Raw genomic sequence first — 26,905 nt, 5'->3', positions numbered from 1 at the left:
AGCAGATTGACAAAAGTACTTAAACTTATCCCCAGAGCATTTATAGAATTCATTTTCCTCGTTGCCGGTCTTAATGGTTATTTTGTTATCTTTGAACGTGAACCATTTATTGCAACTAGTCCCAAAGCAATGGCATTGTTCGAATTTCAATATCTTTTAATCTTTGAAAAATCTTTGGGGATTATATGTGATTTTACCTGTCTTAATGCCCTGCTTGCCAAGGCCTGCTTTTGGCAGCAAATTGTTTTACTTTTTTTGCCGGCATGTCTTCCTTTTTAACGTAACGGGGTTCCATTCCGGATTCAATTCTGTTTTTAAGATGACTGTCCATTTTAAATGTCAGCGGCGCTTTATACACTCTTTTGCTTTCAGATTGGCACTCGGGGCAGTGGGAGTACTCTTTTTGTCCGAAAATGCTTTTATGCCACTCTGTAAATTCTCCGCAATTTAAACAGTTGAAAGTATAGTATCCCATCTTCTTATCCTACTTTTTCGGTAAAATATCCTTGTCGAATATATCTTTCGGGATAGCTACTGTGCAGCAAGCGTTTGGAATATCCACGATTCCGCCTATATGGCCCTCGACCGGGGCAGTACTTAAAAGCATATAAGCCTGTTCTCCTGTGTAACCCAATGTTTTTATGAATTCAATGGCATTTAAGCATGCCCTGCGATAGGCGATATGAGCATCCAGGTAGTGCTGCTTGCCATCTAGTTCATTTACTGAAATCCCTTCAAACACAAGATATTCCCCGAACTGCGGATCTACTGGGCCTGGTTTAAACATTGGATTGGATTTAATCATGTATTTTTCCATACCGCCTTTAATGACATCCACGTGCAGGTCAATCCATCCCGGTATTTCGATACCGCCGCAGAACGAGATTTCTCCATCTCCCTGGGAGAAGTGCAGATCACCGACTGACAGCTTTGCACCTTCTACAAACACTGGAAAATAGATGCGGGATCCTTTGGATAAGTTTTTGATGTCACAGTTTCCGCCGTTTTCCCTTGGAGGAACAGTCCGGGCGCCTTCTCTTGCAATCCGGTCAAAATCTGCTTCCTTTACCTGGCCTAATACCACACTGTCCCGATCAGGCAGCGTGGCGAGTTCTGGGACCCTGTTCGGATCCGTTTCTACCAATTCACGCTCCCGTTTGTTCCATTCATCAAGCAGTTCTTGAGAAGGAGCCACACCGATTAGCCCCGGGTGGATGATTCCCGGAAATTTCACGCCTGGAATATGCCGGGAAGTTGCATAGATACCATGGAAATCCCAAATCGATTTTGCTGCTTCAGGGAAGTGGTCAGTCAAGAAACCTCCACCATTTTCTCTTGCGAAAATCCCGTTAAACCCCCATTCAGCTTCTGGAAACACGCCGATATCCAAGATGTCAACAACTAATAGATCTCCTGGTTCCACACCGTTTACATACACAGGGCCACTTAATACGTGAACCCGTTTTAAGTTAACATGTTTTATATCTGAAGGATCGTCGTTGTTTTGAATCTGGCCGTCTGTCCAATCCAGGCATTCCATGCGAAACGAAGTGCCAGGATTAACGGAAAACGCTGCAGGAATGTCCGGATGCCATCTGTTATGTCCTGCTACTGCTTGTTCATCCATTCTTCTGGATAAGTCTACATGAAACATTGTTTTCGGCATAAAAATCATCTCCTAAATGAATTAGTCGTCTAATAGGGCAGACTTGTTAAGCTGCGTTCCCCACGGTTTGATTTTTGCCTTTTCGGATGCCTGCTGCAATGAAGTAAACGACGGACAGGATGGCAATTCCATACACTAAGGGATCGCTTAATGAATTCCATTCCCCCACTAAAGATAGGAACGCAGGGAGGGTCGCGGTAATCCACGACTGCACAAGTGTTACTTTTCCAACATATTGACCGATGTCCATTCCCAGGCCTAAAAGTAAAAAGAAAAGCAGCCACAGATACGACCACATTGCCCAAATGATCCCGAACTTTACATCTGCAAACTGTGTGAAGTTAAGAAGGGAAAAACCGATTGCGAGGATGCATACCCAAAGGCAGTAATAGCCGAGTCCAGACGTGTTCAAGTCTAGTAAGTTTGTCAGTCCGACATAGAGATAGGTGAAGCCGAACAGGAATATTCCTGATGCATTTAATATGACGGCCGTATCTCCTTGAGACGTCATGATTAAATAAAGCGGTGTTATGACCTGAAGGGCGCCAATGAACAGGTTGAATATGGCTGCACTTTTTCCATCCACACGGTTTAAAAGCATCAAGCCATTGACGAATAAAACGGCACCAACATAGAGTAAGCCGACATTAGACATCATTTATCATTCCTTCCTGCCGATTTACTGCAATTTCATTTCCCTGTACAGATGCTCTCAGCTTTCCGGTTGACTGGGTGCGCATCGCTAATGCCACTGGAAGTTCCAAATGTTTTCGAATACTGCGTTTTAGTGATCGGGCACCGTATTTTTGGTCATAGCCTTTTTCGATTAAAAACCGTCTTGCCTCTTCATTCACTTCAAGCTGATATTGTTTTTTCTTCAGACGTTCATTCAGCAGTTCTAGCTGTGCATTCAGAATTTCTTCCATTACATCTCGTTTGAGCCATTGGAAGGTCAAGACATCATCGATTCGGTTGATAAATTCTGGAGGGAATGACTTTTCCATGCTTTGCTTGATTACATGGCTGATCATGACGTCTTCTTTCATTCTCCAATTTGCTGGTTTTGTTCGATAAAGTAGTTTTTTCAGTTTGTTGTTTAGGGAATTATTGGCGAAGTTTCCCATCTCTCTTGAACCAATGTTACTGGTCATGAAGATCAGCGTATTGCGAAAGTCAATTTTTTGTTCTCCTGAAGTTAAGATCAGTGTTCCGGTATCAAATACGTTTAACAAAGCTTGAATGACAGGTTCACTTGCTTTTTCCAATTCATCAAACAAGACGATGCCGGGCTTACTGAAGCTTCCTTCAATTAAATCTTCCTGGAAGATGCTCGATCCTTCCTTGCTCCCGACATAACCTGGCGGTGCCCCGGTCAGCGAAGCGGCATAATGTTCCTGGGACAGGGTGTTCATGTCTACCCGGCAAAAAAGTTCTGGATCCCCGTGGATTGCTTTTGCAACGGAGCGAACCGTTTCGGTTTTCCCGACTCCCGTTGGTCCCAGGAATAGGGCTACATATAAAGGCCGATATGGATCTCCGATATCAGCCTTTACAATATGCAGCATGTTTTCAATATGCTGTAAAACATGGTCCTGACCAAAGATGGAAGATGTGAGGTGGTGCATCACATCTTCCGTTTTAAAGGTGAACCTTGAAGCAAAAGATTGCTTGCGCAAAAGCTGCTCTTCATTGGCTCTTAACTGATCATTAATAAACGGCATCTATGTTCCTCCTCTTTAAAGGAGAGTCTGATATGCTGATTTCACCATTATTGTTTTCCGGCAACTTTCTCCTTTTCTTCATGATGCAAGCCTTCGATTGGACATTCAGCAGTTCCGACGGTAGTCCTGGTTATTTTTTCAACGTTTTCTTGTGCTTTTTCAGCATCCATTACCCATGTGCGATAAAATTCGAATGGACAATCGGCAATGCCCTTATCGCTGTCTCCAGATTTAATCGTTCCAGTATAGCCGCGGTGGAGAAGCTTGAAGAGATGGTTTTGAGACTGCCAGTTTTTCCTAGCATCCCGTATTTGCGAAACAGAAAGCTCTGCATATTGGATGCCGTTTTCCTCTGTACCACATGCACCGAGAGTTCCGCCGTCAAAACCAATGATGCTTGAATGTCCGAAGTAGGAATAGACACCGTCAAAACCTGATGCGTTCGCAACCGCAACATAGGAGTTGTTCATCCATGCCATCGTTTTTGCTACCATAATTTGTTGTTCTTTTGCAGGATACATGTATCCCTGGCAGCGGACGATTAATTCAGCGCCTTTCATTGCACAGTCACGCCAGATCTCAGGATAGTTCCCATCATCACAGATGATCAAGCTGATCTTCATGCCTTTTGGACCTTCTACAACGTGAGTGGTATTCCCTGGATACCATGGCTCAACTGGATTCCAAGGAAGAATCTTGCGGTATTTCTGAACGATTTTCCCCTCGTTGTTCATCAATATTAACGTGTTATAAGGAGTCTTATTGGGGTGATCTTCGTGCTGCTCTCCTGTCAAAGAGAAGACGCCCCATACATTTGCTTTTCGACATGCCTGGGCAAAAATCTCAGTCTCTTCTCCGGGTACTGTTGCTGCGGTATCATACATTTCTTGTTCGTCATACATGATTCCCATTGAGCTATACTCTGGGAAAATGACTAAATCCATGCCTGGAAGGCCTTTTTTCATTCCTACAATCATATCACCGATATTTTTGCAGTTTTCTAGGACCTCCCTCTTTGTGTGCAGTCTTGGCATTTTGTAATTAACCACTGCAACACCAACCGTGTCATGACTGCTGCCAATATCCCCATGTCTCATTTGAAAAACTCCTTTCAATTTTTATGAGTGTTCACTTGTTTATAATGCAAAACTCGTGCCAACTTAAAAAATGAAGAGGGATTGAGGTTTTTAAACAAGAAGGAGAATGAAAGTGTCTCATAATGAGACAACCTATTACTAATAATTCTAAATTGTTAGAAAAATTGCTATAATGAACCTGTAGTTTTCACCTTTCCGAAATCAGAACAGTTTCTCAAAATGAAACAGGGGAGGAAAGTCCATGAAAATAGGATTGCTTTTTTCATTAACAGGAACCACTGCAATTACAGAACGCGGACAATGTGCAATGGCTCAATATGCGGTCCACGAATTTAATAAGAAGCATCATCGAGTTGAAGTCATTGTCCGGGACATTGCCTCCAATCCGGTTAAATCTGCTAAAGAAGCTGACATGTTAGCAAGACAGGGTGTCAAAGTATTTGTAGGCTGTTATACATCTGCGTGCAGAAAAGCGATATTGCCTATCCTGGAAAGATATGAATGCATGCTGGTTTACCCCACCTTGTATGAAGGGATGGAATGCCATGCCAATGTGTTTTACACGGGGGAAGTTCCAAACCAGCAGGTGCTTGTGCTGATCGATTACTTGACAAAGCAATATGGTAAAAAGGTGTACTGTATCGGTACAGATTATATTTATCCTCGGGAAACGAATGTGCAAGTAAGAAAGTACCTCTCGGAAAAGGGCGGTGACGTGGTCGGAGAGCAGTATGTGCCATTTGGTCATCAGCAGTTTTTTACTATTCTGCAGGAAGTGGTTTCAAAACAGCCTGACGCAATCTTTTTAACACTGGTGGGATCCAGTGTTATCCCCTTTTATAAAACGTATTATGAAATGGGGTTAAATCCGGAAACACTGCCGATTTTTAGCCCGATTACAAAAGAAACGGAAATCGCTGCGATGAAGCCCGAATATGCCGCAGGACACTATGGAGCAGCAAGCTATTTTCAATCCCTTGATAACGATGAAAACCAAAAGTTTTTACGGGATTTCAAACTTTACACTAGGTCTGAAAAAGTCGTGTCCAGCGTCATGTACAATACATACTTAGGGACCATATTGACGCTGGAAGCAATCTTCAAGGGGAAAACAACGGAATTCCGATCGATCTTTTACGAGTTAAGCAGTAAGAGGATTGAAACACCGTGTGGATCGGTTCAGGTAGAGGCCGACTTTCGGCACCTTGCAAGGCCGTCTCGAATTGGAAGAGTCAAGACGGATGGTCAGTTCTCAATCGTATGGGATTCAAGAGAGAACATAAGGGCCAAACCGTTTTTGGAAAAAGGAAAGCAGACGTCTTCGCTGCTAAACCCTCATATCCTGGATGTATGGATGAAAATAAGTGAAGAAGCCGTCATTATCACATCCAGTGAAAATGAAATTATTTATTCTTCAGAAAAAGCAAAAAAATATCTTCGTTCAGCTTCCAGTGACAGTGACTTATCTTCAAACATTTCAGATTTAGATAAATCCTTCAAGCTTATCCGCTATGATGCTAATGATCAAAAGGTGATCCTGCTTAAACCAAAACCAAACATTTCGATCAGCCAATCGCCGCTGGCTTTCCACATGATTAAAACAATTAATGAAAACTATAAGAAACAGCTGCAGATTGGCCATGTTGCAGCCGAATCAAAAGCCAATGTATTGATAATGGGGGAAACAGGAACAGGGAAAGAAATGATGGCAAGGGCGATCCATATGGAGAGTGACCGCAAAAACCAGCCTTTCATTGCAGTAAATACTGCCTCTATCCCGAAGGACTTAATTGCAAGTGAGTTATTTGGATTTGCCGATGGAGCTTTTACAGGGGCCAAAAGAGGCGGACAAGCAGGCAAGTTTGAAGCAGCGCATAGAGGAACGCTCTTTTTGGATGAAATAGGGGAAATGACGCAGGATCTTCAGGTTGTCCTGCTGCGTGCGATCGAGTCAGGAACGATTATGAGATTAGGAGAAAACATTGAGCGAAAAGTAGATGTACGTATCATTGCAGCAACCAACCGAAATCTAAAAGAAGAGATCGCAAACAATGGTTCGTTTCGTTCTGACCTATACTACAGGCTTAACGTCCTTTCAATCACCATTCCTCCGTTGCGGGAAAGAAAAGAGGACATCCCCCATCTGGCTAATGAAATTGTTCGGCATATCTGTAATAGCTACGGTAGGCAGGTAAAATCCCTTCGTCCTGCTTCATTCGAACCATTGCTAAATTATCCATGGTCAGGCAACATTAGGGAACTCCGTAATGTACTGGAACATGCCGTTTTAATGGCAGGGAACCAGGAAATTATTGAGCCTCAACACTTGCCTCAGGAAATACACTCAGTAGGAGAACAACAGCAAAAGGAACAGTATTCCATTAAAACCAACGAGAGAAACTTAATCGAGCAAGCACTTAAAACCACTGACTCCATAACCGAAGCTTCAAAAACCCTTGGTATTTCAAGGAGCACACTGTACCGGAAGCTGCGGGAGTATAAATTAACCTGAGGTTAAAAGAAAAGACCTATCCTACTCCTTAAATTATGTAAATGAATTTTTGGTGCCTGACCCCCCAGTGGAGTAAAATGTTAACGTGCCGGGGCGCAGGCATCTTTTATGTACTCAAAGGTAATTTAACGAAGTCATGATGTTGTAATAGTTATAACGGTTAATACAAAAATGTTTGAACGATGATAAACCACCCGAAACGTATATATAAATAGTGGGGAGGAACCATTATGACTCAACCGGTGGTGAGAGAAGTGGAAAGAAAAGTTACAAGAATCGGGAATAGTTTAGGTGTTACGTTTCCACAGGAAGTGTTGGAACACTTGGGTATTGGCCAAGGTGATGAAGTGCGTTTTGAGATAGTGAAGGGTCAGGTAACCATTAAGAAAAAAGCAAATTTAAAGCTGCCAAAAGGAATTGATGAAGAATTCTTGGAGCAAATGGACGATATGATTAATGAATATGACCAGACTTTTAAAAACCTGGTTGATAGGTAAGTAATCATGGACGAAGTAAAATATATAACGGAGCATCAAATAATATTTCTAAATATGCATAAAATCCGATTATATTCTGCGAAAGAGCAGCAAGGTGTGAAAGAAGAAGGTCTTTTAAGCAGTGCTGTTAATTGGCCGAAGCAAAGCGCATTTGGGGAAGAGGCTTATCCAAGCATTGAGGAAAAAGCAGCAGCATTGTTTGAAAGTTTATTAAAAAATCACTGCTTTTATAATGCAAATATAAGAACAGCGTTTGCGAGTTTGTATATGTTTCTTCGGCAAAATGGATACCGGCTAGTTGTCAATCCAAAAGAGGCGGAGGACTTCTGGGTTAAAATTGTAGATCCAGATCAGCCGGAAGTTTCTTTTTCTCAGATTGTTACTTGGATTGGAGAACATATAAACCCCATTTTTTAAAGGTGTACCTTCTGTTGGGGAAGATGCATTTCGGATTTCCACACAGGCAATTATCAGTGACGGGCTGGTGCGATGGCTGATGACTTGGGGCAGTGATGCCAAAGTACTTACCCCTCCATCATTGGTTGAAAGAATAAAAGAAGAGGCTTAGAAATTCTATAAAGTTTATCAGTAGCACCTGCGCATGCAGGTGTTTTTCTTTATAGTAAGGGGACCTCTTCTTTTTTGTTAATAAAAAAAAGCCATTCGTCTGAATAAAATAAAAATTGAAAAAACATCACAGCTATGATATCCTTTCACTTAATAAAGAAAATCCTTCATTTTTTAACAAAAAAAGTTTTCCCTTCAAAAAGGAGATCTTCTCTATGGAATCAATAAAACGAAAGATTGAAGATCAATTTGATCAGTTTTCAAAGGGGCTTAAAAAAGTGGCCACTTATTTTTTGAAATCCCCTGAAGCATTTGCTGTCCAACCGGCCGAGCAAATAGGGAAGGAAATCGGGGTCAGTGAAACGACTGTGATCAGGTTTTGTCATGCCCTTGGCTATAATGGATACAGCCTTTTTCAAAAGGATATTCAGGATAATATGTTTAACCGGCAGAGCAGCCTGTTTGAATATCAAGCCGGAAAAAAACAAATGGAACACGAGCCTCATTTTGCCAAGAAGATGTTGCTGATGGATGCTGATATTATCCGGCAGACAGCAGAGGGACTAAGCGAGGGAAATTTTAAGGAGGCTGTTTCTAGGTTATCAGGCGCGGACCAGGTCCTTGTTTCAGGAGTTCGGTCCTCCCATTCCATGGCCCATTGGTTTTCATTCTCGCTGGACTTGGTCAGAGGCAATGTGAGAATGTTCAGGCCAGATACCGATGACGTGCTATTAAGGATTGGCGAGCTGAATGAAGACAGCACTTTAGTAGCCTTTTCTTTTCATCGTTACGCTCTCGAGACAATTAACATTGCGAAGGAAGCAAAGAAGAGAGGGGCTTATGTAATTGCGATTACCGATTCAAAGGTTGCACCTATCAGGGCGCATTCCGACATTTCCTTTACGGTCCAGCTTCCTGTCAAATCCACTCTGGATGCGGCCCCTGCTATATTCTCATTAATGAATGCTATTGTGGCTGGCATTTCCGTGAAAAACCCGGAATTGTTTGAGAAAAGAAGGAAAGCATACGAAAATCTTCGGCTGGAGAATTTTTTCGGGGAATAAAGGAGAACAACAATGATCAGCAATCATACTGAATTCAGGGATAAAATCCTCAATATTTTTAATTACCTGCACACACACCCTGAACTAAGCTGGAAAGAGGAAGGAACGACCAAATACATAAAACAAATGCTCGAGGCAAATGGATGCCATGTCCGGACATTTGCAGGTTGTACAGGGGTAGTCGGCGACATTGGGCAAGGCAAACCTGTCGTCGCGGTAAGGGCGGATATGGATGCCCTTTGGCAGGAAGTGGACGGGGAATTCAGGGAGAACCATTCCTGCGGCCATGATGCCCACATGGCCATTGTCCTTGGTGTGCTATTCGCTATAAAACAAATGGATACCCTTCATAAAGGGACAATCCGGTTTATTTTTCAGCCGGCGGAAGAAAAGGGGACTGGAGCCCTCAAAATGGTGGAGGAAAAAGTGGTTGATGATGTTGATTTCTTGTATGGAGTCCACCTTCGCCCAATCCAGGAAATGGCAAAAGGGCAGGCAGCCCCGGCCATCAACCACGGTGCCGCGAGGTTTATCAAAGGAACCATTCGCGGGGAAGACAGCCACGGGGCCCGTCCCCATTTAAGCACCAACGCGATTCAGGTCGGAGCAGATTTTGTCCATCATCTGCAGGGGATCCATCTCGACCCGCTGCTTCCCTATTCCATCAAAATGACCTCCTTCCATGCCGGGGGAGAAAGTACAAATATCATTCCTGGTAATGCAAATTTCAGCCTTGACCTGAGGGCGCAGACAAACAAAGGGATGGAGCAGCTCGCTTCGCAAACCGAAAATATTGCAAGGGCCCTTGAAGCCTTATATAAGGTAAAAATAAACCTGGAAACTGGAGCGAATATAGCAGCTGCCGAGGTTAACGGGGAGGCGCAGTCCGTTATGGAAGAAGCCATTTCCAGTGTCCTGGGAGCCGAGAATGTTACGGCCCCGCTTGTTACAAGCGGAGGTGATGATTTTCATTTTTACACTATAAAAAGGCCCCATCTTAAAGCTACCATGCTCGGTCTGGGCTGTAACCTGCAGCCTGGCCTGCACCATCCAAACATGACATTTGACCGGGAAGCAATGTTTATCGGCATTAACATTTTGACTAAGGCGATACTTTCCACCCTGGAGAAAGGGGATTCAAATAAGGATGATTGAGATCAGAAGTATCGACACGATCGACGGTCTGAAGAATATCCAGCAACTTGAAACCCGTGTATGGGATATGGACTCCATCCCGATTCATCAAACCTTTACGGCATTAAAAAATGGCGGGATCATCCTTGGTGCTTATGATAAAGGAAAAATGATCGGGTTTCTGTACAGCTTTCCCGGCTTTCGAAATGGATTCACATACTTATGCTCCCACATGCTGGGCATTTCCCCTGACTATCGCAAAAGCGGCATAGGGGAAATGCTTAAGCTCAGGCAAAAGGAACTGGCAGCTGAAATGGGGTATTCCTTGATTGTCTGGACGTACGATCCGCTTGAAAGTGTGAATGCCTATCTGAATCTGCATAAACTGGGTGGCATTGCGGCAGAGTATCATGAAAATTATTACCAGGCTATGGACGATGGCCTCAATCAGGGCCTCCCTACCGACCGATTCATTGTTGATTGGTGGATTGGAAGTCCTCACGCAAACGTAAAGAATGAAAAAACGATTGAGTGGGAGCCAGACTTGAACCTGATTGAAACCTCTATCAGCAAAAATCACTTTCAAATGGCCCAAAAAGCGCATACTCGAAAGGTGTCAGATGGCAGGGATTGCTATTTCGTCCCAATTCCTGAAAATATTCAAGCCATAAAAAAAGCTGACCCTAGGGCTGCGCTGGACTGGAGGCTGAAAACAAGGGAGACAATTCAGCTGCTGATATCAAAAGGATACATAGCCACTGACGTATTCAGAAGGAAAGAAGAGCAGCTAAGCTATTATGTTTTTAAAAAGAGAGAGTTTACTTCGATTTCTTAAAAAGGCAGGTTATAACATGGCACAGACATCCCCGATTACAGTAAAGCAAATCATTCTGCACAGGCTGGTCATGCGTCTTAACGCCCCCTTCACCACCAGCTTTGGCACCTTTCAGGACAAAGAGTTTTTTGTTATTGAAGCGGTCGATGAAAACGGGATCAGTGGCTTTGGTGAATCAGTGGCCTTTTCAAGCCCGTGGTACAGTGAAGAAACCGTAAACACAAACAAGCACATCATGGAAGATTTTTTAATCCCCATGCTGTTCGAAACGCCAATCACACACCCGGATGAAGTTTCCGCAAGATTCGAACCAATCAGGAGAAACAATATGGCAAAATCAGCCCTGGAAGGCGCTGTTTGGGATTTGTTTGCAAAAAGGACAAACCAGACCCTCGCTCATGCGCTGGGCGGAGAAAAAGCAGAGATTGATGTTGGGATCAGCATCGGCCTCCAGCCAACGACGAAAGACCTTCTCCGTGTAATTGAAAAAAATGTGGAAGAAGGCTATAAACGGATCAAGCTGAAGATCAAGCCAGGCAATGATGTGGACATGCTGAGGGAAGTCAGACGGCATTTTCCCGAGGTTCCATTGATGGCCGATGCTAATTCCGCCTATACCTTGAAAGATCTTGAACATTTGAAAAAACTCGATGACTTGAACCTGATGATGATCGAACAGCCTCTTTCCCATGATGATATTATCGACCACGCCCGATTGCAGGCGGAGCTCCAAACCCCGGTCTGCCTCGACGAAAGCATCCATTCCCTCGAGGACGCAAGAAAAGCGGTCGAACTGGGGAGCTGCAAAATCATTAACATCAAAATCGGCCGGGTAGGCGGGCTGACGGAATCCCGGAAAATTCATGATTTTTGTAAACAGCATAATGTCCCTGTCTGGTGTGGCGGAATGCTTGAAGCCGGGGTAGGGAGGGCGCACAACATTGCACTCACGACGTTAAGCCAATTTACGCTTCCGGGGGACACAGCCGCTTCTTCCCGCTATTGGCAGGAGGACATCATTCGCCCAGAGGTTTTCGTAAAAGACGGAAAGATCCAGGTTCCGGATTCTCCGGGAATCGGGTTCGACATCAACCGTGCCGCATTGGAAAAATACCGGGTAGAACAAATATATATCAGGCGTGAATTGGGGCAATAGTCTTTTTGGATTTGGTGACCCAAAACAATTGGACTGTACAAATGTTTTTGGGTTGCAGGCTGGCTCGAAACAGTATAAATCTGGAACGAGCCAGTTTCTATCATAATTTTACTTCTGGAAGGTGAAGGGATGAAGCAGTCTGATGCAATGATTATTCAGAATAATTCAATAACACTCGATGGGCATTTTGACTTGTTAATGGATGTGGCCCTTCAAAGGGAAAAGGGCAGAAGAAAGGTAATTGAAACAGATTACCTCCCCCGCTTTAAAGAAGGGGGAGTAAATGTCATCATTGCCGCCATCTTTGTTGACAGCAGTTTTTTGCCTGAAATGGCCTTAAGAAAGGCACTTAGCCAGATTAGTGCACTGCATGAAGAAGTGCGGGAATCCCCGGACAGCCTGATGATTTGCCGGGACAGCAAGGATATGCAAGCGGCCCGCGAATCTGGAAAAGTTGGGTTTTTATTGTCGCTTGAAGGGACGGAACCAATCGGTACGGATATAACCTTGTTAAGGATCTTCTACGAACTTGGGGTCCGCAATCTTGGATTGGTATGGAGCAGGAGAAATGCAGTCGGGGATGGGAGCCATTTCAGCCCTGTGCGAGAAGGCAGGAAAGGAGGGATTACCAGTTTTGGAATCAAGCTGATCGAAGAGGCTGAAAGCCTGGGAATGACCATCGACGTCACCCATTTGAATGACGAAGGCTTTTGGGATGTCATCGAGGTAGCAAAAAGGCCGGTGATTGCTTCCCACTCCAATTCAAGGGTGCTGGCAGACACGATGCGAAACCTGACGGATGACCAGATAAAGGCGATTGCTGCAACTGGAGGAGTCATCGGCCTCAACGCTGTAAACATGATGGTGTCATTGGAGGATGAGAACAGCAATCTGGAACGGTATATCGATCATATCGATTATATCGTCAGCCTGGCTGGCATCAACCATGTCGGATTGGGGCTGGATCTGTGCGACGATTTTATGAAGTATGTCTCGGCTGAAGATCTGGCTGGAATGCCGCGGAGGCCGTTTGATATCATCGCCGGCCACCAGGAGATGCCGAGGATTGCTGAAGGCTTGGCCAAGAGAGGGTATTCGGACGATGATATCGCAAAGATTTTAGGGAGAAATTTCTTGAATATTTTTTAAAAATATATTAACAGGGGGTTAAGGGATTGGAAACATTATTGTCTGGAAATCTATCAATTATGGCTGTGCTTACAGCTACTGTGGCTTTTTCTTTTTATGTGATGAGGTACAAGTGGGCCAGCTGGGCAGGGCCCGCGCTATTTAGCGTCATTATCGGCATCCTGCTCTCAAACTTCAAGATTCTGCCGCACTGGAACGATGTTTATGGTGTATTTTTTGAATATGCGATCCCTGTATCGCTTACCATGATGCTGTTGAATGTAAACATAAAGGAATGGCTGAGGCTGGCAAAAAGGCCATTGCTTGCCATGGGCTATGCGGTGCTGAGCGTGACCGTTGTAACTTTCCTTGCCAGTCTGATTTTTGCGGATAAAATCGAAGAAGGCTGGAAAATCGCCGGTATGTTCATCGGAACCTATACAGGGGGCAGTGCCAACCTGACGGCAATTGGGACCGGACTTGACGCTACACCCGAAACCTTTGCCAGTGCGAATGCGGCCGACTATGTTGTCGGGATACCAGCCTTGATTTTCTTCTTCGCGTTGCCTGCTTTGATTGCAAAATCAAGCTGGTTCAAAAACTGGTGGCCCTACACTTTGGCTGAAACTGCTGCTTCCAGTGAGGAAGAAGAGCATGAGCTTTTTTCGAAAAAGTCCTGGGCGATTACCGATATTGCCAGCCTTTTTGCCATTGGTTTCACCGTTACAGCTGTATCGACCTGGCTCGCAGGATTATTCTCGGAATTTTATGCCAGCTCCCTGGAAATCATTTTTGTGACCACGTTTGCAATAATCCTGGCACAATTCAAACGAGTGCGCTCCATCCCGGGAAGCACTGATTTGGGAATGTTCGTCGCAATGTTTTTCCTGGTCATTATCGGACTGCTTATCGATATCAAGGCATTTGCAAGCTCCACTCCATTAATTGCCGTATTCTGCTTTGTGATCATTTTCGGTTCGTTTCTGCTGCATATCATTTTGTGCCGCATCTCTAAAATCGAATATCAATATGTATTAATCTCCGTCGTTGCAGCAATTGCTGATGGGACCAGCGCTGCTGTAGTAGCAGGCTCGGCCAAATGGAAATCAATCATCGGCACAGCGATTATTCTCGGGTCTGTCGGATTTGCAGTCGGAAACTATATCGGGATTGGGACAGCTTATTTAATCCGTGCTATTATCGGCGGTTAAACGAAAAGGGGGAGGGAAAATGCCAAAAGCAAGCTTTAAATTGTTCAAGTCGGGGATTTTTCTTGGGGAAATCGATCCATGGGATACGGAAAATGTTAAATCCGTTGAAAAAATGCCGTTGGGCGAGCTGAACCTGAAGGAGCTGTTTGATACAGACTTTGCTGGTGAAAAGGTCCTTTTATCGACCGGGGAAGAGTACTCCTTGTTCGAGAAGATCAAAGGGCCCGCAAAAGGCGCTGAACAGGAAGCCGAAATATGGGCGCTTATGAACAGAAAGCATCCAATCGATCTGGTCATCTGCGAAAATAGCATTATTGCATTTCTTTTTCACGGAAGAGAAGACAGCATGGTACTGGTGAAGGATGGATTCGAGGAGTTGACGCCTTTAAGACAGTGGAAGGATCCGCTCCTTTCCGAGGCCAAATACGGCGTCAGCCATCTGGGGACTTTCAGGGTAAAAATGAGGGATGGCGTTCAGCTCGCTACAGATGTATGGCTGCCAAAAGGATTGGCGAAGGACACCAGAGTTCCTGCTATCTTCATCAGGACTCCATATGGAAGGTTAAGCAAAGATTTCGGCGGCCCCCATATGCTCCGGTATGTGCATAGAGGCTATGCAGTTGTTTCCCAGGACACCAGGGGACGCGAGGATTCGGATGGGGAATGGATTCCGATGGCCCATGAAATGGAGGACGGGGACGACAGCCTGACTTGGATTGCTGAGCAGGATTGGTCGGACGGGAATGTCGGGATGATTGGCGGGTCGTATGGCGGCTTTGTCCAATGGGCTGCGGCTGCAAGCGGGAACGCCCATTTGAAGGCCATTGTCAGCCTTGTCACAGCCGGAACTCCATTTGTGGATTTGCCTCGAAAAGGAGGAACCCTCCTTTCGGGCATATCCGCCTGGTCGTTTATGATGGCCGGTCAAAGGATGGATCCAGCGGCTTTAAACCGCGATGACTGGGAAGAGGTACTCAATATCAGGCCGATCCAGGACATCCCGCTTAAAGCCCTTGGAAAAGAAATTCCGTTCTGGAACGAATGGATGAAGCATCAGGACTATGATGAGTTCTGGGAGAAATCCGATTTTACCGTCCATGGCGAAAAAGTCAATGTTCCTTCTCTGTTTATTTCGGGCTGGTATGATGATGACGGCATGGGTACCACAGAGGCCTGGGAGATGAACCAGCGGAACAACCGCAGCGGCCAGCGGCTCATATTGGGCCCATGGTATCATGATGCGAATTCAACACGGCAAATCCATAACGTGAGATTTGGCGAGAATTCAATCCGCTATGATCTGGATGTCCTGTATTTGCGCTGGTTTGACCGCTTCCTGAAGGGAATTGAAAATGGGGTCGACAAGGAACCCAGGGTAGAGTACTATTCTGTAGGCTCAAACAAATGGGAAAAAGATGAACAGTGGCCGCCGAGAGCAGCGGAATACCAGAACTTTTACATCAGCAGCAGTGGACAGGCACACCAGGGGACGGATAATGGGACGGTAACAACTGAGATACCCCAGGAAGAAAAGCATGATGAATATAAGTTTGATCCCAAAGATGCGGCCCCTTATCTCATCGATGTGTCCGAAAATGAATGCAGTGTCCCTGAAAACTATAAGGAAGTAGAAGAGCGGGATGATGTCCTCGTCTATACATCGGAACCGTTTGCTGAAGAATTCGAAGTTGCAGGGGATATTATAGGAGTATTATACGCGTCCAGCTCCTGCAGGGATACAGATTGGGTGGTTCGGGTTACGGATGTCGATCCCAAAGGAAATTCGATCAGGCTTTCAGATGGAATCATACGAGCGAGATATAGAAATTCATTTAGGAAGCCGGAATTTTTGGAGCCAGGGAAAATTGAGAAATACGAAATCAGGATGACCAAGATTGCAAATACGTTTAAAAAAGGGCACCGACTAAGAATTTCCATAACTTCTGGAGCAGTCAACCTTGCCTTTCCGAATCAAAATACCGGGAATGACCCAGCATCAGACACTGACTATATCGTCGCAGAGCAAAAAATCTTCCACGATGACAAATATCCTACCCATGTAAAGCTTCCTATTGTAGTAAAAGATTAAAGATTGGATGGAAGCATGGGGCGGCTCGAGACCACTGAAGAACACTTCCAAAATAAATTAATAAAGTTTACCAGTAGCACCTGCGCGAAGCGGGTGTTTTTCTTTATGCTTTTTACCCTTCCCGTTTTGGGGAAGGGTGGCGTAAAAAAACGAGGTACAATGGCTTTATAAGACAATCAAACATTAAAACAAGGAGGAAACCAAAATGAAAAAAATGCTGATGGTTTTGGTGTCTATTTTTCTGATGGCAATGTTGGCTGCCTGTGGTGCAGATTCCGCAACGGATGAGCTGGAAAAGAATGATACAAACAAGGCGGAGGCTAAAACTGGGGGCGAGGGTGCGAAAGTTGAAGAGGATGATAAACCTGAGGCAGAAGAGAAGTCGGAAGATATTTGGACGTATTATGATAACGCCAAGTGGTCGGATAATTATAACGGATGAAGCTTGAAGTGCAGAAGGTTGTTGTGACAGATAAAGCCCCAACGATGGAAGATGAGAATGCCAATGCTTCTGCCGTGGGAGTGAAGTTTAGGATGGAAAATACGACTGATGGTAAGTTCACATTCTATCCAGACCAGGCTGTTTTGGTCACAAGCACTGGGGAGCAAATCGACATGCCTGATATGTGGGTCTCGGATAATATTGGCGGGGAAATTGACAAAGGTGTCATTAAAGAAGGCAATATTATTTGCTACCTGGAACGCGGCAATCCAGGAGGAGATATTCATGAAAAATACTATTGTTCATTTCACTTTTGACCTTAATGGCGCTGCTTACCGCCTGTTCGTCTGAGGAAAAAGCGAGTAATGATGAAAAGGAAGCCGATAAAACAGAAGAGAGCGGCCAAGAGGATCTGCTTATCAACATGGAAATCCACTCCTTCAGAAAGCTTCTGCAGGTCTGTAGTAATTTCGGCTGGAATGTTTAAAGCTGGAACGGCAATCTTTGACTCCATTTGTAACATCCACATAGGACCATTCAATGTCAAATAGTTATGAATCCATTCCAGCATGTTAGGCAATGAGAATTCTACTAATTGTATCAATCCAACTGAAGAGGAAGTTCTATTAACGGTTGGAAAACTAGTGTGAAAGCAAACAGCCGAATAAGGTACAATGAATTTACACCCAGTATAATTTAACTAATATGGAGGGAACAGCATTGGCAATAGCAGCTTTTTCTAAATTTGATGATTTCAAAGAAAGAATTCAAGCATTGTCGCTTCCTTTGGAGGAAGCGACGTTGATCAATGAATCATTTTTACTGGATAAAGATGAAAAGAAAAATCTTGAAATCTATTATGCTCCCTTCGAGCATGTAAATGAGAATGCTCAAATCGTAATCGCAGGAATTACTCCGGGATTCCACCAAATGAAACGGTCATTTGCTACCGTGCTAGAGTTAAAGGATCAGGATAAGAGTGACGAGTCAATACTCCATGAAGTAAAGAAAAATTCGAGCTTTGAAGGGCCGATGAGGAAAAACTTGATCACTATGCTCGATGAACTGAATTTACATAATCACCTTGGTTTAGCTTCATCCAGTGAACTGTTTGGAGAAGCCAGCAGCCTTGTGCATACCACTTCGGTTATCACTTACCCTGTCTTCCATAAAGGGAAGAATTACAGCGGCTCGACTCCTAACATCCTGAAGACAGAATTGCTAAAGGACTATATCGTTCAAGGATTTGCGAGGGAAATGAAAAGCTTGAAAAATCCGCTGATCATTCCATTGGGGGTCAATGTCGAGAAGGTGCTCCACTACCTTGCTGAAAACAATCGCCTGGCACCTGAGAACATTCTTAGCGGTTTCCCACATCCATCTGGAGGAAATGGCCATCGCCACCGCCAGTTTGAAGAAAATAAAGCGGGGATGGAGAAGACTCTGCGATCACATTTTGGGAGTTAACTTATACAGAATAGCTTTAAAATCTCTAAGGAGTATACGGAGGTGCTTGCGTTGAAGCAATATCAAGATTTTCGTACATACAGAGATATACCGAGTAAATAAGCTTCTTGAAGAAGGCTGGGACTTGATCGAAACAAGCAAGGTTCATTTTCCAGACGGAGGTGAAGGGGTGGAATACCACCTTGGCCTTCCTGCAGAAACAAGGATTAACCAGCTTATGAAGATCATTAGAACATATGAAAAATATCACCTCAAGACCGAACTGATTCATGAAATGGCAAAGGCGAACAAGGAAGATCTATTGAGCTATACAACTGAACCCGGCCTTCCCATGTCTGATACCACAGTAACTAAGTTTCTAAAGATGTATGAGGAAGCAGTCAACGGGCAAATTGTGAAGTATTATAAGAGAGAAGTGCATCCGTTTGATGATCCGGAGTTGGATGAGATTGATATTTAATTAAGTTCTGAGGGTTTAATGGATTGTGAGTCTCCAAGTGGTTTGTTAGGAGGCTGACATCTTAATTTGCTGGAGAGTAGAGGTGTTTTTACTTGAACGAATTAGAATCACTAAAAAGTATTTTTAAGGACCGGTTATTCCGAATCCCTGATTACCAGCGGGGCTATGCGTGGACGACCAGGCAGCTGACCGATTTTTGGGAAGATGTTGTTAATCTTCCTCCGGAACGATTCCATTACACCGGCTTGCTCTCGCTTAAGGAAGCGGGCAAAAAGGAATGGAAACAATGGGATGATGAAAGATGGCTAATTGAGGATAGGGGCTTCAAACCATTTTTTATCGTGGATGGTCAGCAGAGGCTGACAACCTTTGTTATCTTTATACAGGAAATCGTAAATCTCGTTCAAACTCTGCCTGAAAATGAAGGGAAAAGGGATGAGGAGATTTATGTTGGTACTTTCAACCTCCGGCAAATTCAGGAAGAGTATCTGGTTGTGCCTAAACCACCACAGTTTATTATTCATACATATAAATTTGGCTATGAAACGGACAACCCGAGCTTTGAGTACTTAAAGCACAATATTTTTGGTGCTCCAAATGGCGGCAGCATTGAAGAAACCTTTTATACTCTTAACCTGGAAAACGCCAAGCGATTTTTTAAAGAAAATCTGTTAAATGCCTATCGGAAGAATGGAATCTCCGAAATTGAATCACTGTTTAAGAAGACAACACAAAATCTGATGTTTAACCTTCATGAGATCCAAGATGATTTTGATGTGTTTGTTGCTTTTGAAACCATGAACAACCGAGGCAAAAAACTTTCAAATCTTGAGCTCCTTAAGAACCGTCTTATCTACTTAACCACACTTTATGAAGTTGATGAACTTGAAGATGATGACCGAAGTGTACTGAGAAGGAAAATTAACGATGCGTGGAAGCAGGTTTATCATCATCTAGGACGAAACAAGTCAAAGCCATTAAATGATGACGATTATCTTACGGCTCACTGGATTATGTACTTTCAATACACCCGGCAAAAGGGCGATGATTATATCCGCTTCTTGCTGGATGAGAAGTTTACGCCACAAAATGTATTTTTAAAGACAGAAGTAAAAGCGGAGACAGTTGAAGAAGTGAGAGAAGTTAGCGACAGCGGTGAAGGTGAAGAGAGTGAGTCTCCTGATGTGGAAGAGGTACAAATTAAGCGGGCCAGACTGTCTCCTAAGGAAATTGAGGAGTACGTAGGGAGCCTTAAATCGGCGGCGAAATACTGGTACAGTTCTTTTAATCCGTTCAATAACCTGGATTTAACGAGTGAAGAGGCTTTGTGGCTGGACCGTTTAAATCGGATCGGGATTGCTTATTTTCGTCCGTTGGTTACCGTGTCCTTTATTACTCCGGGTGTAACCTCTTTTCAGAGAGTTAAACTTTTTAAAGAAATTGAGAGGTTTATCTTTGTCGCCTTTAGGTTGGGCAGAGCTTTTTCAACTTACAGGAACAGTGAATTTTATAGAGCCACAAGGCAACTGTATGTGGGAAAGATTACGATTGAAAAGGTTTGTGAGTTACTCAATGAGAGAGTGGAAGAATGGCTTGCTGCAGGGACAGAGTTTGATTACCAGCCTTTTAAGACCTATGTTCAGCGTTTATATAAAAATGGGCAGGGATTTTATGGATGGAATGGTTTAAGGTATTTCTTGTACGAATATGAAGTGGAAAAAGTCAATCAGGCAGGGAATCCAAAAATCGACTGGACTTATTTTGTAAAGAGTGAAAAGGATAAAATCTCGATTGAACATATCTATCCTCAAACCCCAACAGATCCATATTGGAATCAGCAGTTTAGTGCATTTGATGAAGAGCAAAAAAATATCCTTACTGGGTCGCTAGGCAATCTTATCCCTTTATCTATGAGCATAAATGCCAGCCTTCAAAACGACAGCTTTTCTGAAAAGAAAAAGGACAAATTCAATTCGCAGGGAATTAAGGTCCGGCGGGGATATAATGACGGATCACATAGCGAGATTGAAGTAGCTGGATACCAGGATTGGAATCCTGACTCAATTTTGGACCGGGGGCTAAAGCTTGTTGATTTTATGGAAAGAAGATGGAACATAAAATTCGAGGATTCGGAGTGTAAAAAAGACTTTTTGTTTTTGGACTTTATGTAAAAGGGAATTATTTTGCTTAATTCTTAATTCTGTTTAACAAGTGAGTAAGGAAGGTGTTTTGGTGCTGCCACATATCAGGATTACGAATTCCAGAAGACCCCTTGAAAGAATGTTAAATAAATGGAGGTAATGCGCCTGATGTCTACATTTAATGAATTAACAAATGGTTTACAAGAAAAGCTAATTCAATTAACACAAGCACCTAAATTTCCTATAAGTAATTTAACGGAAGGGGAAATAAAAAGATTTTTTGGACAGAATACTTTCCCAATTGAGGGAGTCTTCCTTATTTACAAATCTAGAAAATAAGGCTGTTTATGTAGGCCGCTCGGGAAATTTAGCTCAGCGAATAGGTGTGGATTTAAGAGCAGTTACACGCCAGCAGGCAACTATTTCTTATAAACTTACAACTTTAAAACAACGTTTTCCCCAACTTAATACTATTCAAGATGCCAGAGAATACATGTACAAAAATTATTCTGTCCAAATGTTAAAAATTGAAGATGAAAATGAACGAGCCCTCTTTCAAATTTATGCTTCCATGGAATTAGGAACCCTGGACGAATTTAATAGTTTTCGGGAAACGTGATGCAGTATTAAAGGTTGACAAGTTCTATATTAATTAAGAGGTTGTCCTGAAGCTTTTTCTGGAAAGCCTCTTATTCTTCTATTGAAACAAAAATCCTCGAAAAAATATTTACCGATGAGTTTAAACAAGTATATGAAGTAATAAGAATCAACGATTTTTATAGCTATAGTCCCAGTACTTAGTGGAAATATACATTGTTAGGGGCTTTTGCATTTTAAAGCAGTTTTTTCAATTCTTCTCTAAATCTGCTGGAGAAGACGTCTTTCGCCAAACCGTCCTTAAATACTTCCAAAAGTTCTTCCTCAGTTAAATCTAAAGGTCTAAGTTGGAAATGTTCTTTTCCATCCTTAAGTTTATACCAGGCAAACCTAATCTCATCTCGTTGAATGGATTTGACGAAAATTTTTTCAACAGCAGCAATATCTGCACCTTCCTGAGTCCTGCCTTGCGCAATTACGTTACAATATCGTGTGCTATTCAACATTTACATTACCTTCCAAATGGTAACAACTATCCAAGGTCTGCGATAATCATTTTTTTCATCATAGACCCTTCCTCCACCATTACAAATATATTTCTGATTAAATTTTACCATAATATTCTAATAATAAAGCAGGAACCTATAATTCAATAAGGAATAGTAAAAGTAAAACTTATTTGCAAAGGGAAAGAAGTTTAAAACAAGGAGAAGGAGGGGGCAAGTGTGTTATCACTTGAAGAAAAGAGAAAAGTCTTTGAAGCATTCGTTGATTTAAAGGAAAAACCAATAAGTAACGAGCGCATTAACTATATTTATTCAGTCAGTTTACAGAAGAGAAATATCCTTGCCAGGGAATTACATCCTAGTGGTAACGGTTATGTTTTGGGGAAGTATTTACCCGAAGCAGTGGTTAAGAGTAATGGATACAATGTTGATGCACGTGGCTGGATTTCAATAAAGAACTTTACAAAGGATGACTTGATAAATGTAATACAGGAAGCTATGAGGTCCATGTCGGGCAAAACATCAAGAACAGAAGTCCAAAAGGCTGATGAGAACGCGAGCCATAAACCATTAATTGAATCTAATACACAACCAGAAAATGTCCAACCATCAGATGATTTAGTTCGTTCTTGCTTATACAACTGGCTTGGGTACGGCAATTTAAACGGCCATATTTGGTTCATTGGAATTGAAGAAGGGGGAGCAGAGATATGGCGTAGTAAAACTAAAACCCTAATAGAAAGTCTTAATTTGCGATCACAATTTGATTTAAGTATGGAATTTACAAATGTCTGGGAAGAATTATACGATATTCCACTAACAACATTTAAAGGCCCGAATGTATGGCGTTATCAGGCAGCTTTTCTTTTGGAATATGAAGAGCTGAATTCTTCGCCTGAAGATATAAATCAATATATTTTTAGATCTAAAAAGTTTGGAAGCAAAAGCAGTAATCATTTTATTTGTGAAATGATGCCACTTCCTAAACCAAGCAAAGATTCCATTGAGGAATATAAATTTTTATGGAATTCTTTAAAGGGATATTATGATGAAGTTGAAGCGAACAGATTTGTTCTTATTAGAAACAATCTATTAAATTCTGAAGCAAAGATTATCGTTTCATATGATCAAACACTTACAAAAAGTATGCTGAATTACTTTTCTGATGTAACAAGTAAACTAATTGACTGGCAATATAATCATGAGCAGTATACTCTTTACCGTATTAATCTTTCGCTGTCAAAAGAAGTCTATTTCCTTACTACTCATTTCTTTGGAAATGGCAGGATTAGTTATGACGGAATAAAAAATGCTGCAAAAAGAATAAAGGAATTGGTTGAGTAAAAGAAAAGGAAATTAAAAAGAGTTATATAAAAGGAGACCAAGTATGAACCACTACGAAGCGATTATTGAAGCGCTGACAGCATTGGGCGGAGAGGCAACCGTAAAAGAAGTTGCATATCGATTGCTGAATATAGGAGGCGCGCAATTGGCAGGAAACCTTTCAGCTTCTTCAAATAAAAATAAAGAAATATTAAAACAAATTCTAGGGTTGAGGCAGGTTTCAAATACCTCCGTTTTTGTTAAAAAGGGGTATTTCGTTCTTTCTCCATCTATCCAAAATAATACTACTGGTTTGATTTAAGGGAAGTTAATTTAAACAGATACAAGAATCAAACTGCAAAAGGCTATTTGCTGATTAGGTTCTTCGACAAGTTTTTGCTCACGGAATTAGATCCGTTCATTGAGAAAATGATTCGTGATGACAACAGTGTCGAAACCAAAGTAAGCGGTGTTCATTGGAAGTTTAATATTATCAAGAACACTGATGGATACACAATCGTGAATATGACCAACAAAAATAGATTCTACATAAAAGAAGTTACGCTTGAAGAATTAAACGGTGCCTTTACTTGTCCGTCAAAAGATCTTTTAAAAGAGGAAAAAGAGCGTACTGTTAAGAATGAAAGTCTTGTAGCTGTTGCCGTAGAAATACCAAAAAAGAATTTTCTTCAATTTTTGCTAAGCCTTTTTAAAAGAAAATAAGAAAAGGAAGTAGTGGATATGGGAAAATACTTTGTTCCTACAAAAGCAGTAGAGTCTTGGAAAGATTCATTGGCAGATCCGAATAAGCATTGGAAGCCTGGTTATTCTGCATACGAATTAGCACACTGTTGGGAAGATGCACGAAACCTGCCCTCCTTCGTGGAGAGAGCCTTTAAAAATAGTAGTCTCTCTCTTTTTGAAAATGTAGAGATTTTATATGGATTTCCGGAATACAAAGTTTCGTTGCCGGGTGGAGGGGCAAGTTCTGAAAATGATCTTTACCTATTAGCTAAAGCCAATGACGAATTATTGACAATCATGGTTGAATGAACCATTCGGAGAGAAAGCTGGAGTTTGGATAGGGAAAACTCCCAGTGATGGGAAAAGGATAAGGCTGAATACCTTGCTAAATATGTTGAATCTAAAAGAAGAAGATACCTTACAGGTAAGATATCAATTACTGCATCGGACAGCTTCAGCAATAATAGAAGCAAAAAAAGTAAATGCGAAAAACGCCTTGATGCTTGTTCTTCCATTTAATCAAGAAGGCAAATGGTTTGAAGACTACGCCAGTTTTGTTGAATTGTTTAATTTGACGCGTCTGAAAGGTGCTGTTGTTGGTCCATTTTTAGTTAGTGGGGGTAACCTTTATTTTGGATGGGTTACCTGTAATAAGGTTTTGCCAAAAGAGGTATTTCTATAACATGTTTAAAACTGAGAAAGCTAGAATGTTGGCTAAAGAAATCGATGATTATATTTACAAAAAGAGCCCCTATAAGGATGAGGTTGATGATTATCATAATCGATAATAAAGCTACAACAGAGATATTTACAGATTTAGCAAATTTGTATGCACAATCTCATCCTGATGGTTCTAATGCCATGATTCATTGTAGTCTTGATCATGTTGACGGAGGAATGAACGCACTTAAACGTCAAAATGCTTTAGATTGGCTAAAGAAAGATCCTGGAGAGAATCATTGCCGAATCCTATCCAACGCTCGCTGTTTGTCTGAAGGTATTGATGTTCCATCCCTTGATGCGGTTATCTTTTTTGATACTCGTGAATCTATTGTAGATATTATACAATCTGTCGGTCGAGTTATGCGAAAGCCAAAAGACGGGAAAAAACAATATGGTTATATAGTTCTTCCCGTAGCGATTCCGTCTTCTAAAATTAAAGATTATAACAGTTATATTGAGAACGACCCTCAATTTAAAGGTATATGGAAAGTTATAAAGGCACTACGAGCACACGATGAATCATTAGTTGATGAAGCTGAGTTTAGAAAGAAGATAAAGGTAATTGGTAATCCTAAAGGTTCTCGAGGTGGCGATGAAGGTGGTTCTGAGCAATTATCTTTGGATTTTCCTGATTTACCAATTGAACAAATTTCAGAAGCTGTCTATGCTGCTATACCAAAGAAACTTGGAGATTTAGAATATTGGAATGATTGGGCTAATAATGTAGCAGAAATTGCTTCAAGAACGATTCTGCGTATTCAGGAGATGTTGAATTATCCTAAAGCAAATGAGGCTTTTCAAAAATTTTTAAAAGGGATTAGAGATAATCTTAATCCTGAAGTGACTGAAAGCCAGGCGATTGAAATGCTGGCACAGCATGTTATAACACGTCCAGTTTTTGAAGCTTTGTTTCAAGGGTATTCCTTCACAGAAAGTAACCCAGTTTCAAAATCAATGCAATTAGTAATTGAACTAATGGATGAGCATGCAATGGAAAGTTGAAATTGAAGGTTTGGAGAAATTTTACGACAACGTTCGGGAAAGGATTAAACTAGCCAAGAGCAATAAATCTCGTCAGGAAATTATCAGGAATTTGTATGAGACATTTTTTAAGAAGGCCTTTCCTAGTATGGCTGATCGATTAGGAATAACTTATACCCCTGTGGAAGTGGTTGACTTTATAATAAATAGTGTGGAATATGCTTTAGTGAACCATTTCAATACATCAGTAACCGAGCGTGATGTACAAATATTAGAGCCATTTACTGGTACAGGCACATTTATAGTACGCTTGTTACAATCGGGATTAATAAAAGAAAATGATTTCCTCGTTTCCCACATTCACAGGCGTAACGGCGACGTTTATAAAAAATTCGGGTCTTCCTTTCAAACCATTTCAGATGGTCGATCTTCTGAATCCGGTAATCATGAACGCGACTGGTCCTCTGATCACAGCAGGGACAGCCATGAACCTTCCTTTCCATCTCCACGTAGAGACATACTACGTCATGGCGTCTTCCAAATTGGTCACTAAGACCTCTTTTAAACCAGGTATATTCATGATAAAATTCATTTGCACGCAACCCCAATCTCTCTACTTGTTTCCGGCAATTCAAGTATAAAAGAATTGGGTGTTTACGTGTTTTTATTATGCAAACGAAAGTGTGTCCAGACCCCAACAAATATTATAGAGCCTAAATTAAAAAGGGGCGCCGAAAGTCAGATAAATTGACTTTCTGGAGAGCCCCTTGTCAGATTTTGTAATGTAAGCTGAAACAAACAAGCATCTTTTCCTAACTATTCACCATTTCTAACCTAATTAAAA

27 protein-coding genes and 3 pseudogenes are annotated in these 26,905 nt (G+C 42.1%); 23 read left to right on the top strand and 7 right to left on the bottom strand.

The window, feature by feature from the left end:
* The first annotated feature begins 6 nt into the window (after positions 1–6).
* Positions 7–279, top strand: a complete 273-nt coding sequence (locus CVD19_RS13605; RefSeq protein WP_180953621.1) for a hypothetical protein — start codon at positions 7–9, stop codon at positions 277–279.
* A 205-nt stretch (positions 280–484) separates the two neighbouring features.
* On the opposite strand, the gene fmdA is transcribed toward CVD19_RS13605, so the two are convergent.
* From fmdA to CVD19_RS13585, 4 genes are read right to left on the bottom strand one after another with little or no spacing between them, the layout of a single operon-like run.
* Positions 485–1,666 carry a formamidase gene (fmdA, locus tag CVD19_RS13600; protein WP_101582393.1) on the bottom strand — a complete coding sequence of 394 codons (1,182 nt, stop codon included), beginning with the start codon at positions 1,664–1,666 and terminating at the stop codon, positions 485–487.
* A 46-nt stretch (positions 1,667–1,712) separates the two neighbouring features.
* Positions 1,713–2,324, bottom strand: a complete 612-nt coding sequence (locus CVD19_RS13595; protein ID WP_257985136.1) for an AmiS/UreI family transporter — start codon at positions 2,322–2,324, stop codon at positions 1,713–1,715.
* Positions 2,314–3,387: an AAA family ATPase gene (locus CVD19_RS13590; protein WP_101582392.1), complete on the bottom strand. Its 1,074-nt coding sequence runs from the start codon at positions 3,385–3,387 to the stop codon at positions 2,314–2,316. The genes CVD19_RS13595 and CVD19_RS13590 overlap by 11 nt, the downstream gene beginning before the upstream one ends.
* A gap of 47 nt (positions 3,388–3,434) precedes the next feature.
* The gene (locus CVD19_RS13585; RefSeq protein WP_101582391.1) at positions 3,435–4,484 is read right to left on the bottom strand and encodes an aliphatic amidase; all 1,050 of its coding nucleotides are present in this window, start codon (positions 4,482–4,484) and stop codon (positions 3,435–3,437) included.
* A gap of 241 nt (positions 4,485–4,725) precedes the next feature.
* Between CVD19_RS13585 and CVD19_RS13580 the strand changes: the two genes are divergently transcribed.
* The 13 genes and pseudogenes from CVD19_RS13580 to CVD19_RS13520 all read left to right on the top strand — a co-directional run bounded on the left by CVD19_RS13580 (position 4,726) and on the right by CVD19_RS13520 (position 17,436).
* Complete coding sequence (locus tag CVD19_RS13580) at positions 4,726–6,996, top strand: transporter substrate-binding protein (RefSeq protein ID WP_101582390.1); 2,271 nt, start codon at positions 4,726–4,728, stop codon at positions 6,994–6,996.
* Between the two features lie 230 nt (positions 6,997–7,226).
* Complete coding sequence (locus tag CVD19_RS13575; protein WP_257985135.1) at positions 7,227–7,493, top strand: AbrB/MazE/SpoVT family DNA-binding domain-containing protein; 267 nt, start codon at positions 7,227–7,229, stop codon at positions 7,491–7,493.
* Positions 7,494–7,499: 6 nt separating this feature from the next.
* Entirely contained in the window at positions 7,500–7,910 is a 411-nt protein-coding gene (locus CVD19_RS13570) for a type II toxin-antitoxin system death-on-curing family toxin (RefSeq protein ID WP_101582389.1), read from the top strand.
* Positions 7,911–7,941: 31 nt separating this feature from the next.
* Positions 7,942–8,061 (top strand): annotated as a pseudogene (locus CVD19_RS13565) (helix-turn-helix transcriptional regulator); the annotation flags it as partial.
* Positions 8,062–8,275: 214 nt separating this feature from the next.
* A complete protein-coding gene (locus CVD19_RS13560) occupies positions 8,276–9,124 on the top strand; it encodes a MurR/RpiR family transcriptional regulator (protein WP_101582387.1) in 849 nt (282 codons plus the stop codon).
* Positions 9,125–9,136: 12 nt separating this feature from the next.
* Positions 9,137–10,279, top strand: a complete 1,143-nt coding sequence (locus CVD19_RS13555; RefSeq protein ID WP_101582386.1) for a M20 peptidase aminoacylase family protein — start codon at positions 9,137–9,139, stop codon at positions 10,277–10,279.
* Entirely contained in the window at positions 10,272–11,093 is an 822-nt protein-coding gene (locus tag CVD19_RS13550; RefSeq protein WP_101582385.1) for a GNAT family N-acetyltransferase, read from the top strand. The genes CVD19_RS13555 and CVD19_RS13550 overlap by 8 nt, the downstream gene beginning before the upstream one ends.
* A gap of 16 nt (positions 11,094–11,109) precedes the next feature.
* A complete protein-coding gene (gene menC / locus CVD19_RS13545; RefSeq protein WP_101582384.1) occupies positions 11,110–12,249 on the top strand; it encodes an o-succinylbenzoate synthase in 1,140 nt (379 codons plus the stop codon).
* A gap of 129 nt (positions 12,250–12,378) precedes the next feature.
* Positions 12,379–13,398, top strand: coding sequence for a dipeptidase (locus CVD19_RS13540; RefSeq protein ID WP_101582383.1), 1,020 nt, complete (start codon positions 12,379–12,381; stop codon positions 13,396–13,398).
* 26 nt (positions 13,399–13,424) lie between these two features.
* A complete protein-coding gene (locus CVD19_RS13535) occupies positions 13,425–14,588 on the top strand; it encodes a DUF819 family protein (protein ID WP_219620103.1) in 1,164 nt (387 codons plus the stop codon).
* Between the two features lie 19 nt (positions 14,589–14,607).
* Positions 14,608–16,677: a CocE/NonD family hydrolase gene (locus CVD19_RS13530; RefSeq protein ID WP_101582382.1), complete on the top strand. Its 2,070-nt coding sequence runs from the start codon at positions 14,608–14,610 to the stop codon at positions 16,675–16,677.
* A gap of 205 nt (positions 16,678–16,882) precedes the next feature.
* On the top strand, positions 16,883–17,119 hold the full coding sequence (locus CVD19_RS13525; RefSeq protein WP_101582381.1) for a hypothetical protein: 237 nt from the start codon (positions 16,883–16,885) through the stop codon (positions 17,117–17,119).
* On the top strand, positions 17,116–17,436 hold the full coding sequence (locus CVD19_RS13520) for a hypothetical protein (protein WP_101582380.1): 321 nt from the start codon (positions 17,116–17,118) through the stop codon (positions 17,434–17,436). The genes CVD19_RS13525 and CVD19_RS13520 overlap by 4 nt, the downstream gene beginning before the upstream one ends.
* Positions 17,437–17,438: 2 nt before the next feature.
* Here the strand turns inward: CVD19_RS13520 and CVD19_RS24230 are convergent, their stop codons facing one another.
* The gene (locus CVD19_RS24230) at positions 17,439–17,633 is read right to left on the bottom strand and encodes a hypothetical protein (RefSeq protein ID WP_142383530.1); all 195 of its coding nucleotides are present in this window, start codon (positions 17,631–17,633) and stop codon (positions 17,439–17,441) included.
* Between the two features lie 206 nt (positions 17,634–17,839).
* Between CVD19_RS24230 and CVD19_RS13510 the strand changes: the two genes are divergently transcribed.
* From CVD19_RS13510 to CVD19_RS13495, 4 genes are all read left to right on the top strand, one after another.
* Positions 17,840–18,586 carry a hypothetical protein gene (locus tag CVD19_RS13510; protein WP_101582378.1) on the top strand — a complete coding sequence of 249 codons (747 nt, stop codon included), beginning with the start codon at positions 17,840–17,842 and terminating at the stop codon, positions 18,584–18,586.
* Between the two features lie 124 nt (positions 18,587–18,710).
* Entirely contained in the window at positions 18,711–19,046 is a 336-nt protein-coding gene (locus tag CVD19_RS13505; protein WP_101582377.1) for a hypothetical protein, read from the top strand.
* Positions 19,047–19,138: 92 nt separating this feature from the next.
* A complete protein-coding gene (locus CVD19_RS13500; protein ID WP_101582376.1) occupies positions 19,139–21,217 on the top strand; it encodes a DUF262 domain-containing protein in 2,079 nt (692 codons plus the stop codon).
* Between the two features lie 250 nt (positions 21,218–21,467).
* Positions 21,468–21,806, top strand: a complete 339-nt coding sequence (locus CVD19_RS13495; RefSeq protein ID WP_101582375.1) for a hypothetical protein — start codon at positions 21,468–21,470, stop codon at positions 21,804–21,806.
* Positions 21,807–22,020: 214 nt separating this feature from the next.
* Here CVD19_RS13495 and CVD19_RS13490 read toward each other — a convergent pair whose 3' ends face one another.
* On the bottom strand, positions 22,021–22,290 hold the full coding sequence (locus tag CVD19_RS13490) for a hypothetical protein (protein ID WP_101582374.1): 270 nt from the start codon (positions 22,288–22,290) through the stop codon (positions 22,021–22,023).
* Between the two features lie 219 nt (positions 22,291–22,509).
* Here CVD19_RS13490 and CVD19_RS13485 point away from each other — a divergent pair, with 219 nt between their 5' ends.
* From CVD19_RS13485 to CVD19_RS13460, 5 genes and pseudogenes are all read left to right on the top strand, one after another.
* Positions 22,510–23,634 carry a hypothetical protein gene (locus CVD19_RS13485; protein ID WP_257985134.1) on the top strand — a complete coding sequence of 375 codons (1,125 nt, stop codon included), beginning with the start codon at positions 22,510–22,512 and terminating at the stop codon, positions 23,632–23,634.
* A gap of 43 nt (positions 23,635–23,677) precedes the next feature.
* Entirely contained in the window at positions 23,678–23,935 is a 258-nt protein-coding gene (locus tag CVD19_RS13480) for a hypothetical protein (RefSeq protein ID WP_101582373.1), read from the top strand.
* Between the two features lie 197 nt (positions 23,936–24,132).
* Positions 24,133–24,336 (top strand): hypothetical protein, encoded by a 204-nt coding sequence (locus CVD19_RS25190; RefSeq protein ID WP_219620102.1) that lies wholly within the window; start codon positions 24,133–24,135, stop codon positions 24,334–24,336.
* Positions 24,337–24,354: 18 nt separating this feature from the next.
* A pseudogene (locus CVD19_RS25875) lies at positions 24,355–25,039 on the top strand (DUF6946 family protein).
* Positions 25,040–25,125: 86 nt separating this feature from the next.
* Positions 25,126–26,082 carry a helicase-related protein gene (locus CVD19_RS13460; protein WP_219620101.1) on the top strand — a complete coding sequence of 319 codons (957 nt, stop codon included), beginning with the start codon at positions 25,126–25,128 and terminating at the stop codon, positions 26,080–26,082.
* Between the two features lie 326 nt (positions 26,083–26,408).
* Here the strand turns inward: CVD19_RS13460 and CVD19_RS13455 are convergent.
* Positions 26,409–26,653 (bottom strand): annotated as a pseudogene (locus CVD19_RS13455) (transposase family protein); the annotation flags it as partial.
* Positions 26,654–26,905: the final 252 nt, after the last annotated feature.

This window comes from Bacillus sp. T33-2 (genome assembly GCF_002860205.1).
Classification (GTDB): Bacteria; Bacillota; Bacilli; order Bacillales; family Cytobacillaceae; genus T33-2.
The sequence above is the reverse complement of the archived record's forward strand: the minus strand, read 5'-3'. Positions and strand labels throughout refer to the sequence as shown.

What these genes read in the sequence shown, in the direction of transcription:
- fmdA (WP_101582393.1), bottom strand. Translation starts at nt 1,666, where the DNA reads ATGCCGAAAACAATGTTTCATGTAGACTTATCCAGAAGAATGGATGAA.
- CVD19_RS13595 (WP_257985136.1), bottom strand. Translation starts at nt 2,324, where the DNA reads ATGATGTCTAATGTCGGCTTACTCTATGTTGGTGCCGTTTTATTCGTC.
- CVD19_RS13590 (WP_101582392.1), bottom strand. Translation starts at nt 3,387, where the DNA reads ATGCCGTTTATTAATGATCAGTTAAGAGCCAATGAAGAGCAGCTTTTG.
- CVD19_RS13585 (WP_101582391.1), bottom strand. Translation starts at nt 4,484, where the DNA reads ATGAGACATGGGGATATTGGCAGCAGTCATGACACGGTTGGTGTTGCA.
- CVD19_RS13580 (WP_101582390.1), top strand. Translation starts at nt 4,726, where the DNA reads ATGAAAATAGGATTGCTTTTTTCATTAACAGGAACCACTGCAATTACA.
- CVD19_RS13575 (WP_257985135.1), top strand. Translation starts at nt 7,227, where the DNA reads ATGACTCAACCGGTGGTGAGAGAAGTGGAAAGAAAAGTTACAAGAATC.
- CVD19_RS13570 (WP_101582389.1), top strand. Translation starts at nt 7,500, where the DNA reads ATGGACGAAGTAAAATATATAACGGAGCATCAAATAATATTTCTAAAT.
- CVD19_RS13560 (WP_101582387.1), top strand. Translation starts at nt 8,276, where the DNA reads ATGGAATCAATAAAACGAAAGATTGAAGATCAATTTGATCAGTTTTCA.
- CVD19_RS13555 (WP_101582386.1), top strand. Translation starts at nt 9,137, where the DNA reads ATGATCAGCAATCATACTGAATTCAGGGATAAAATCCTCAATATTTTT.
- CVD19_RS13550 (WP_101582385.1), top strand. Translation starts at nt 10,272, where the DNA reads ATGATTGAGATCAGAAGTATCGACACGATCGACGGTCTGAAGAATATC.
- menC (WP_101582384.1), top strand. Translation starts at nt 11,110, where the DNA reads ATGGCACAGACATCCCCGATTACAGTAAAGCAAATCATTCTGCACAGG.
- CVD19_RS13540 (WP_101582383.1), top strand. Translation starts at nt 12,379, where the DNA reads ATGAAGCAGTCTGATGCAATGATTATTCAGAATAATTCAATAACACTC.
- CVD19_RS13530 (WP_101582382.1), top strand. Translation starts at nt 14,608, where the DNA reads ATGCCAAAAGCAAGCTTTAAATTGTTCAAGTCGGGGATTTTTCTTGGG.
- CVD19_RS13525 (WP_101582381.1), top strand. Translation starts at nt 16,883, where the DNA reads ATGAAAAAAATGCTGATGGTTTTGGTGTCTATTTTTCTGATGGCAATG.
- CVD19_RS13520 (WP_101582380.1), top strand. Translation starts at nt 17,116, where the DNA reads ATGAAGCTTGAAGTGCAGAAGGTTGTTGTGACAGATAAAGCCCCAACG.
- CVD19_RS24230 (WP_142383530.1), bottom strand. Translation starts at nt 17,633, where the DNA reads ATGGAGTCAAAGATTGCCGTTCCAGCTTTAAACATTCCAGCCGAAATT.
- CVD19_RS13490 (WP_101582374.1), bottom strand. Translation starts at nt 22,290, where the DNA reads ATGTTGAATAGCACACGATATTGTAACGTAATTGCGCAAGGCAGGACT.
- CVD19_RS13480 (WP_101582373.1), top strand. Translation starts at nt 23,678, where the DNA reads ATGAACCACTACGAAGCGATTATTGAAGCGCTGACAGCATTGGGCGGA.
- CVD19_RS13460 (WP_219620101.1), top strand. Translation starts at nt 25,126, where the DNA reads ATGATTATCATAATCGATAATAAAGCTACAACAGAGATATTTACAGAT.